The sequence below is a fragment of the Flavobacterium cheonhonense genome (assembly GCF_035671315.1).
Classification (GTDB): domain Bacteria; phylum Bacteroidota; class Bacteroidia; order Flavobacteriales; family Flavobacteriaceae; genus Flavobacterium; species Flavobacterium cheonhonense.
Genome location: NZ_JAXAVY010000005.1, coordinates 168,051 through 177,368 on the forward strand (window position 1 = coordinate 168,051; position 9,318 = coordinate 177,368).

Consider the following 9,318-nt stretch of genomic DNA (forward strand, 5'->3'; position numbering starts at 1 on the left):
ACATAAACAATCCTCAGCGGTACTGAATTAATACTACTTTGTTGTTCCTGTAGTTCTATTCGATATAGGTGCAAAAAAGTTACCTAACTTTTCAAAGTCAAAGGCTTTTGAAAGCGTAACTCCGTAAAAAGGGGTAGAACGTTTTAAAGTATTGTTAATTTCCCCTTGTAACGTTATACCGGTAGTTCTTTCGGTTATCCATAATTTACCGGTATAAAAAATATCGTTGGTGTTAGAATAATTGTCTTGTATGTTATCGATTAAATCGATATTAGCATTGGTTGTTAAATAATTAATAGGGGCATATCGGGTAGAATAACCTACGTTCATATTCAAGCGAATACTTATTGTTTCGTTCTCATGCAATAGCCAAAATCCGATTGGAGAAATGTAAAAATCATAAATGTTATAGGTGTTATTTTGGCGATATGATAAAGTATTGCTATATGTAGGTTGTAGGTTTGCCAATTGTTCTGCGGGTAGTTTTTGTGAATTAATATACCTAACATCAACAGCAGTTCTACGCCAAATAAACTCGAGAGAGGGGGCATAGTAAAAGGAAGCCGGTGATGTCTTAACAGCACCATATCTGCTTTTGTTTTTCCAAAAATCCCATCTAATAAGAGGCGAAAAATAAGCCCCTAAATTATCAGATTGAACTTTTTTAACAACATCCGATTTTTCTCTGTGAATGTATTGATTGCCTATACTGTCATTTACCCTTACATCTCTTATAATATTGGGGATTGAATCAATTCTCGATATTGTTCTGTTGCCGTATAAGCTAATATAAAAACCGGCACGCTCTCGTTCCTTAGGAGTAACCAATATGTTCGTAGCAAAAAATAAGTTTTTAGCTTTTACTCCGTCAACCAAATCAAAGTTGGTTCCTACATAACCTAAATAGCTGTAGTTAGTTATTTTATCTTTTCCCTTGTATTGATTATATAAATCTTCAAGTTTTTTTACGTTCTCATTAGAATCTATAGTGACATCTTTAACAGATTTTAGTATATCCTTGGCAAATAAAGATTCAAGTGTATTATCATCACTTTTAACAAGATTGTACAGTTTTTGGTAAAAATCAGCTTCATTGTCAGGTTTAAACTCAACGTCACTACCACCATTAAATAAAATTACTACTTTGTTTGCATTGATTCTTTTTACTACATAGCCTGAAGTTTCTGTGGCTGATGGAAATATAGGTTCAAAGCTATTGTCAACTTTAATCTTCGCAATAAAAAGAGAAAAGTCTGATTTATTATCTTTTAAGTTAAATGTAATTTTTTCTTTTATTAAATTAGTTAAAGTAATCTGGTCTAACTTTTTCAAAGCACTAACAATATCTGCATTTGTTACCTTTTCCTTTTCAATATTTATGTTTAAGGTGGTTTTAGTGCTGCTGTTTGGGATGTAATAGTAAAACTCTTTCGAAAGGTCATTTATTTTTTTTATAGTTTTCGAAATAACCATATAGGGTGGGCTAGTCTCTTGTTCTGTAACTATTTGAGAAATATCAGGTTTTTTACTGTCTATAATGTAAACATTTAGTGTGCCGTCCTTTTTTTTATCAAGTTTAATTTCAAACTCGTTTTCAAGTTGTGGACTTTTAAGTTGGGCTGTTTGCGCAAAACTGATAATACTTCCCAATAATATCAATAATAGTAATCTTGTTCTCATACCTATATAGTTTTAAAAGTTACACTACAATAAGCCTCAGCCGGCAAACCCAATAGGAGTGAGGCGGCATCGGCTTTCCAATAAAAGTGTGGTATTTGAACATCGGAAAGACTTACTTAAAGGTAACTAAATTAAAATTGCTTTAGTGCTTGAACAACAGTATTTTACACTTCACCGATTATTTGTGTTTTTAATCGGTAAAAATCAAAAAAACAATCTCGTTTTTAGGCTCTAAAATTATTTTTCTTACATTTTACTTACAAAAAGAACTAATACTGTTTTCATCATCCTTGTAGAAGCATTTATTTTAAATATCATAATCATGAGGGTATTAACTAAATCAAGATTCAAATTAGGTTTGGAATGTCCAAACAAGTTATACTACACTGGTAAAAAAGAGTATCCCAACAAAAAGCAAGAAGACCCTTTTTTACTCGCTTTAGCGGAAGGCGGTTTCCAAATAGAAGAATATGCCAGAATGCATTATCCCGGCGGTGTATTAATTGAAGGCAATGATGGCGACTATCAATCATTGTGGAATCAGACACAAGTCTTATTGCAACAAGAAAATGTCATTATTTATGAAGCAGCCTTTTTACATGATGGCTTATTCATAAGAACTGATATTTTGGTTAAAGAAGGGAATAAGGTTAAGCTAATTGAAGTCAAATCAAAATCATATGATCCTTCCGATGAGTATCTTTTCATGGGAAAGCGCGGAGGCATGGTCGCAGGTTGGAAACCATACCTATTCGATATAGCCTTCCAAAAGCATGTCATCCAACTTTGTTATCCATATTGGCAGGTAACTTCATTAATAATGATGGCTAATAAATCGGCTGTTGCAACTGTTGATGGTTTAAATCAATTTTTTAGGGTAAGTAAAAGCGCGGGGAACAGAACCGGTGTAATAAAAATGATCGATTCATTAGAGTATACCGGGGAAAGCATTTTAGGTCTAAAAGAAGTATCAGACATTGTAAGTCAAATTTTAGAGGATAAAATACCATATTCCGCCGAACTTAATTTTCACAATGCCTTAAAACTTTTAAAAGAACACTACCTTAATGATACTTATGCAAACTGGCCAACTTCATTTAACTGTAAATTATGTGAGTTTGTTACTGATGAACAGACCAAATATTTAAAGTCTGGTTTTGAAGAATGCTTTCAAAAACAACACCATTGGCAAAAATTACATTTTGAAAAGCCAAAAACATTTGATGTATGGTCGTTCAGAAAAGGGACTGAACTATTTAATAACGGGATTTATTTTATGGATGAGCTTACCGAGGATAATATCAACTTAAAGGAGGAACCGGGTAGACTTTCAATGACTGCTAGACAATGGATTCAAATACGAAAGGAAGTCGATCAGGATAATTCAGTTTACATTTATCTTGAGGGGCTTAAAGCAGAAATGGACTCTTGGAATTATCCAATGCATTTTATTGATTTTGAAACCAGTGCCGTTCCTTTACCATTCAATGTAGGCAGAAGACCCTATGAACAAATAGCATTTCAGTTTTCATTGCATACCTATCACGAAGACGGAAGGATCGAACATGCCCATCAATATCTCAATAACGTGCAAGGCATGTTTCCGAATTTTGATTTCATCAGAGCATTGAGAAAAGCACTCAGTAATGATAACGGAACAATATTCCGCTACTCAAACCATGAGAATAATATTCTTAACGCCATCTATGAACAATTAAAAGGTGCAAATGAACCTGACGCTGCAGAACTTCTTGATTTCATAAAAAGCATTTCTCACTCTAAATCCGATAGTGCCGATTCATGGAAAGGGCAAAGAGATATGGTCGACTTGTGGGATGTTCTTAAAAAATACTATTACAATCCCTTAACAAAAGGGTCTAATTCTATAAAATATGTTCTTCCTGCTATTCTTAATACCTCACAATACCTTCAGTATAAATACAGCAATCCACTAAAAGAAATAGGTGTAACTAGTTTGAATTTAGAAGAGGAACATATTTGGTTGTCAAAACAGGAAGGCATAATAGAGAATCCGTATAAAAAATTACCAAAGCTTTTTGCAGAATGGTCTCCTCAACAATTAGATGACTTGGTTTCAGGCATGGAAGAATTAGCCGATGGGGGAGCTGCGTTAACAGCTTACGGCAAAATGCAATACACTAATATTTCAGAAGCAGAGCGCGAAGAATTGACCAAAGCACTTTTAAAATATTGCGAGTTGGATACGTTGGCGATGGTAATGTTGTTTGAGCATTTTAACGAATTAATAAAGTAAACACATGGCAATAAATAAATTACCATTTGGGAGATATCACGTTATTGATTCTTTACTCTCTAAAGGGGAACGTGTAAAAACATCTGAAATACAAAGAGCAATTTTATACGAATTACAAATTAAGGTTTCGTCTAAAACCATCAACAATGATTTGAATGATATGAGAGATAGTAAAGCGCTTGGATATTTTGCGCCTATTGAAAAAGATCTCTCAAAAAAGGCGTATTATTATTCTGATCCCGATTATACCATAAAAGCATTTGGCTTAAAAGATGCTGATATAAATGCATTACAATTTTATGCCAACACCATAAATCAATATAAAGATTATGAAGTGTTTAAGGATTTTGCTACTGCTATTGAAAAGATATTAGCTGTTTTGGCCGGTAGTAAAGGAGCACCTGGTATACAAAAAACAAGGTCAATTGTGCAAACCGAAAGAACCCCATTAATCACAGGAGGACATTTAATTCCTAAAATAGTTGAAGCAATTAATACAAAGTATGTCATTGCATTTAAGTATCAAAAATTTGATGATGAAAAAGTTAAAGAAGTAAAACTACAACCCTATCTGCTCAAAGAGGATAGACATTTATGGTACGTTTTAGGGAAGAATCATAAAGGTCATCTTATTACATATGCTTTAGACAGGATAAAAGATTTTACTATTTCAAATGATAAATTTCTTCCGGATGATTTTGATTTTGAAGATTACTTTAAGTATTCATTTGGTATTACGGTAACAGATGAAGTTCCGGTAAATACAGTTCTTTCATTTACACCTTTTCAAGGGAAGTATATAAAAGCACTCCCCATACACCCAACTCAAAAGATATTACTTGATAATGATCAAGAATTAAGAATTTCTGTTGAGGTTAAACCGGCGTATGAATTTTATGAAAAAATACTTGGTTATGGTGCTAACGTAAGGGTGATTTCCCCTCCGGAAATTGTTAGTGATTTGAAAGAGAGATTAAAACAAGCTTTGAATCTTTATAAATAATAGCAAAAAACACTAAAATTATTCAAAAAAAATTATCGCGAAATTCCATTTCGTGATGAAATGATTTTTTTTGTACTCGAACATTATAGAAATGAACAATATGGAAAATAAAGATTATTTTAGAGCACAAAGATACTTTCTCAAAGATAAGGAATCTGAAGATTTTATTTATACTGACCAGTTGTTAACCCTTGTAAAGAACAGAGAATTAAAGGAGTTAATCATCAATAAATACAACTTGGATATTAGCTATAAAATTGAGATTGAAAAAATTGAGTATTTATTTAATTTAGTAAGTCAGTACTCTCAAAGGTTTGAGCTAATTAGGATAGAGGCTAAAGAGAGCGATGTTAGTTGTGAATTGAAATTTGATGAAAACAATCAAAATGCAAAATATGTTTTTACTATTAAAAACGGAAACGAAGGAGAGCTCTTCTTTGATTTTATTGAGGCAGAAGCCATTTATGATTCTTTAAATTTATTTTACAATGATAAAAGCCTATCACAATACGTTAAATCATTAAGTAAAAGTTCAAATAAAAAGAACCTTTTAAATGATCTCAATAAATCTTGGGCTGATTATTATGCAAATAATGAAAAGGTTGTTAAGACAAAATTATTTAGAATATTAAAGCATAACAATAATTACTATCTTAAAAGTATTAATAGTTCTGCTTTTAAGGAGTATGGAATCGCTGAATCGTTTGTTGTGGCTATCTTGGAATTGGCAAAATTCAAAGAATCAAATCCAGATACAGAGTTTATCATTTCCTCAATTTCTTTAAGTGAATCAAAACTGGACTTAATTATTTCTCAAAAAAAATCAATTCAATTGGGAAATTTAGGTTTTTTAAGATCATCGATTTCGATAAGGAATGAAGATCAGGGAAATACTTCCTTTGGGGTTTATAATACATTGGAGTTTTATCCAAACTCAAATAGTGATAACAAGATTTATTTGTTTCCTAACAATGATGAAAATGAAATTAGAAATTCAGTAACTTCTAAACACACTGTCTTACAGGATACCTTTTTATCGACATATTCAAATATCAATGAGCTTTTTAATTTGGGAGAAGAGATGAAAAAAGATTTTCATTTTTACACTGGCTCAAGCAATTATGATGAGTTAAGAAGTAAAATAGAGCAGAAAATAATATCCAATAATAGTCCTTTTAGAAAAATAAAAGCGCTAAAAGATTTGTTTTCAAGAGATAAAACTGGGCATATTGAAAATTTAGAAGTGCTGCTTAGAATTTGTGCTCAATCTGATGCAATTGAAATGGATTACGATTTAAAGTTCAAATTAAGATATTTGATATCGGATGTTTTACTGTATAATTCAAACAGATAGTGAAATTTTTAACTTTTTCAGAAGTAACTATTTATAAATTAAGAAAATTAATTTGGTGTATTGGATTCAGAAGAAATGCGCACAGTGGTTATTAGAAAAGAATACCTCCAAAACAAATTTCATTGTTTTGGGGAATTTGTATGGCGGTGAATTAAAATTTCTAGGAAGTTTAACCACTAACGGACTGTTGCGAATCCAGCGAACTGCGTACTGTCTGTTAAGATAGCCTTTTTTACGTGAAAATTATGGTACAACTCAAGAAAAACCAGTCATAGCTAATGACCACTGTTAGCAGAAGTGTTAATTGTCTTTAACTTGACTATCTATTATCTCTTTAAAGGTTTCCAACTTGTCATGAGATAAAATAAGTTCTTCAAATTCAACATTTGAAAGGAAAATTATTTTTCGAATGTCATGCGATGTTCTAACAGCTTCTATATATGTGTTTCTAGCAATATATCCAGTAGTGGCTAAAATTCCCAATTCAGATAAATGATTTGTATGAACTAATTTGCTATTAAAAACTATAAATGTATTCTTATCAATATTTTCCTTAGGCTTATTTTTACATTCTATTAAAATGTATTTTCCAAATTTGCTTAAAAAAGAATCGTCTATCTCATTTCTAATAATTAAATCGACTTCATTAAGTGATTTATCTTTTACTCTTTTTGTAACTTTTGAATATCCAATAGATTGAAATAATAAGCTAACAAAATTTTCAAATCTTTCGCCCTTTTTAAATGCGTCCTTTTCATTCTTTGCTTGTGAATAAAATTCTAGTAGTGCATTGTTAATTTCAGAAGGATTGTTGAATAAATTGACATGGTATTCCTCGATTACATTTCTAAGTTCTTCAGTGAAAGCAGTGAATTCTTTCTTTTCAATTACATCAAGAATCTTACCTGTCTTAAATAAATCTTTTATGGGGCTTAAATATTCTCCTGCAAAAGCAGATATGATTATAATTTTTGAAAAGGGATTAACTTCTATAATTTTTTTAATTAAATCAATGCCGTCAAAGGAAAATTTATCCATACGAAGGTCCACAATTGCAACAGAAAAATAATGATTTTCAATAGCTGTTATTATACTTTCTTCATCTGCTACGTACTCAAATGATGTATTTTTAATAGATTTTAAAAGAGACTTTGCAAGTCCTTCAGCCTGATCTAATTCGTCGTCTATTATTAAAACACTTCTTTTCATTGCTATCATTTAATTATTGGTAAATTTATTAAAAAGTATTTAGAATAGATAGGGTCTTCAGTTAATTCTATTGCTGAGATATTTCCGTTATAAAGATTACATAAATATCTAGCATGAAATAATCCAATACCAGAGCCTCCAGTTGATGATTTGCCATATTCAAAAATTGAATCAATTTTTGGAAATGGTATTTTAGAAGCATTGTCAAATATTTTAATACTAAAATGCTCATTATCATAATCCAGAGATATTTTTATTTTTCTATCCTTAATGCTTTCATCGAATGCCTTAGTAGCATTTATGATTATGTTATTAATCATTTGCAAAACTGATTGAAATGGCAAGTTAAAGTTATAGTCTCCTTCTGGAATTTCCTTGATTAGCTTTATTTTATTTAAATAAAAATTTTCTCTATTTAATAATTCTACAGCGGTAATTAATTGTTCAAAATTAAAATGATCTCTTTCGCTATATGGAACAAGTTTAGAGAAATTATCAATTGTTTCTCTAATTATTTTTAAATTCAGTTTCAAAGACTCTAAATGCTTTGGAGTTAATTCTTCTAAAGTATTAGCTCCTAAAATACTATCCATACTTTGGACTGAATTTTTTATATCATGTCGAGCAAAATTACTTAGCATTGTAATATGTGTATCATGCGATTTTCCTATCGCATCAATATTTTTTCCATGTAATGTTACCTGTATTTCTAGTTCGTCTAATCTCTTTTGAATAAGGATTGGATTAGTCGGCTTTTTAGGTATATAGTTCCTTTTTTTTCTACTCATATTGTTTTAAATAACATTTTTGCTAACTTTTTGCCGCTAACTGACTATTGTGAAGCAAACGAATTGCGTACTATCAGCTAACATAAATTTTTACATAAAAAAGTACAACTCTAGAAAATCCAGCAATGGTCACTAGTTGCTATTACTAGTAGTATTAAACTTCATCGTAATAGTCGTTATCGCCATACCAGTCAGAGACATCAACATCGTAATCTTCAATTTCATGTTTGTCAGACGGAAAGTCTTCTGAAATTTCATACTTAATTTTGGTTTTGAAGGTAAAACTTTCTTCCAAATCTAAACCGTCTCTTTCTTCTCTTTCTTTTCTTGAGCCATATTCTAAAGTTACATGAAGATAGCCGGAAACGTCTACTATTATTTCTTCGTCATTTATTTCTGAAATCTCATAATCAGTAACTTCGCTGTAATTTAGAGAATGATGCGGTGCCAAAGCATCAACATTTTCAAAAAAAGTTGTTACTACAGAGTAAATCATATGTTCTTCAATATGTCCATCTAAAAATTGTTTTATGTCATTTTTATAAGCATCAATTGTTTCAACAAACATTTGAAAACTCTCTAATACACGTTTACTGTTTTTCTCTATTTCCAGTTCTTTTAAATCGAAAACATCTTCATTTATATGGGTGTATTTGCTTAAAGAGTTTATATTTTCTAGCAGAGTTTTTACTTGATCCTTTAACTCATCTAAATCGAATCCCCATTTTTCAAGTATTTCGTCGCTTATTCCTCCATGGATTGCATATTTAATTCTTTGCGCTCTTGTTGGTTTGCCATCTGTTGTTACAGTTTTATACCAAACACACTTTTTAACCTTTTCTTCAGGAGAAAGTGAATACAAAAAATGCCGAGACAATTCTCTTATACTATATGCAAAGTTATTATATCTCAATTTATTTGTTTTATCATTTAAGCTTGCCAATGAGGCTTCAAACAAATCAATTTCAAACTGAGAAGTAAGTATCTTTTTAATTTTATCGAAATTTTC

Annotated in this window: 7 protein-coding genes; 3 read left to right on the plus strand and 4 right to left on the minus strand. The window is 30.9% G+C overall.

The window, feature by feature from the left end:
* Positions 1-33: 33 nt before the first annotated feature.
* Positions 34-1,680 carry a hypothetical protein gene (locus SK086_RS11630; protein WP_324691833.1) on the minus strand — a complete coding sequence of 549 codons (1,647 nt, stop codon included), beginning with the start codon at positions 1,678-1,680 and terminating at the stop codon, positions 34-36.
* Between the two features lie 322 nt (positions 1,681-2,002).
* Here SK086_RS11630 and SK086_RS11635 point away from each other — a divergent pair, with 322 nt between their 5' ends.
* The 3 genes from SK086_RS11635 to SK086_RS11645 all read left to right on the plus strand — a co-directional run bounded on the left by SK086_RS11635 (position 2,003) and on the right by SK086_RS11645 (position 6,312).
* Positions 2,003-3,955, plus strand: a complete 1,953-nt coding sequence (locus tag SK086_RS11635) for a DUF2779 domain-containing protein (protein ID WP_324691834.1) — start codon at positions 2,003-2,005, stop codon at positions 3,953-3,955.
* Between the two features lie 4 nt (positions 3,956-3,959).
* Positions 3,960-4,958 carry a helix-turn-helix transcriptional regulator gene (locus SK086_RS11640; protein ID WP_324691836.1) on the plus strand — a complete coding sequence of 333 codons (999 nt, stop codon included), beginning with the start codon at positions 3,960-3,962 and terminating at the stop codon, positions 4,956-4,958.
* 100 nt (positions 4,959-5,058) lie between these two features.
* Positions 5,059-6,312 carry a hypothetical protein gene (locus tag SK086_RS11645; protein ID WP_324691837.1) on the plus strand — a complete coding sequence of 418 codons (1,254 nt, stop codon included), beginning with the start codon at positions 5,059-5,061 and terminating at the stop codon, positions 6,310-6,312.
* Positions 6,313-6,612: 300 nt separating this feature from the next.
* Here the strand turns inward: SK086_RS11645 and SK086_RS11650 are convergent, their stop codons facing one another.
* The 3 genes from SK086_RS11650 to SK086_RS11660 all read right to left on the minus strand — a co-directional run.
* The gene (locus SK086_RS11650) at positions 6,613-7,521 is read right to left on the minus strand and encodes a response regulator (protein WP_324691839.1); all 909 of its coding nucleotides are present in this window, start codon (positions 7,519-7,521) and stop codon (positions 6,613-6,615) included.
* Positions 7,522-7,526: 5 nt separating this feature from the next.
* Complete coding sequence (locus SK086_RS11655; protein WP_324691841.1) at positions 7,527-8,309, minus strand: sensor histidine kinase; 783 nt, start codon at positions 8,307-8,309, stop codon at positions 7,527-7,529.
* Between the two features lie 154 nt (positions 8,310-8,463).
* A partial coding sequence (locus SK086_RS11660) for a pPIWI-associating nuclease domain-containing protein (protein ID WP_324691843.1) occupies positions 8,464-9,318 on the minus strand: 855 nt, incomplete at its 5' end.

Bases quoted from the DNA above. Each gene is read 5' to 3' on its own strand.
- SK086_RS11640 (WP_324691836.1), top strand. From the start codon at position 3,960: ATGGCAATAAATAAATTACCATTTGGGAGATATCACGTTATTGATTCT.
- SK086_RS11650 (WP_324691839.1), bottom strand. From the start codon at position 7,521: ATGAAAAGAAGTGTTTTAATAATAGACGACGAATTAGATCAGGCTGAA.
- SK086_RS11630 (WP_324691833.1), bottom strand. From the start codon at position 1,680: ATGAGAACAAGATTACTATTATTGATATTATTGGGAAGTATTATCAGT.
- SK086_RS11645 (WP_324691837.1), top strand. From the start codon at position 5,059: ATGGAAAATAAAGATTATTTTAGAGCACAAAGATACTTTCTCAAAGAT.
- SK086_RS11655 (WP_324691841.1), bottom strand. From the start codon at position 8,309: ATGAGTAGAAAAAAAAGGAACTATATACCTAAAAAGCCGACTAATCCA.
- SK086_RS11635 (WP_324691834.1), top strand. From the start codon at position 2,003: ATGAGGGTATTAACTAAATCAAGATTCAAATTAGGTTTGGAATGTCCA.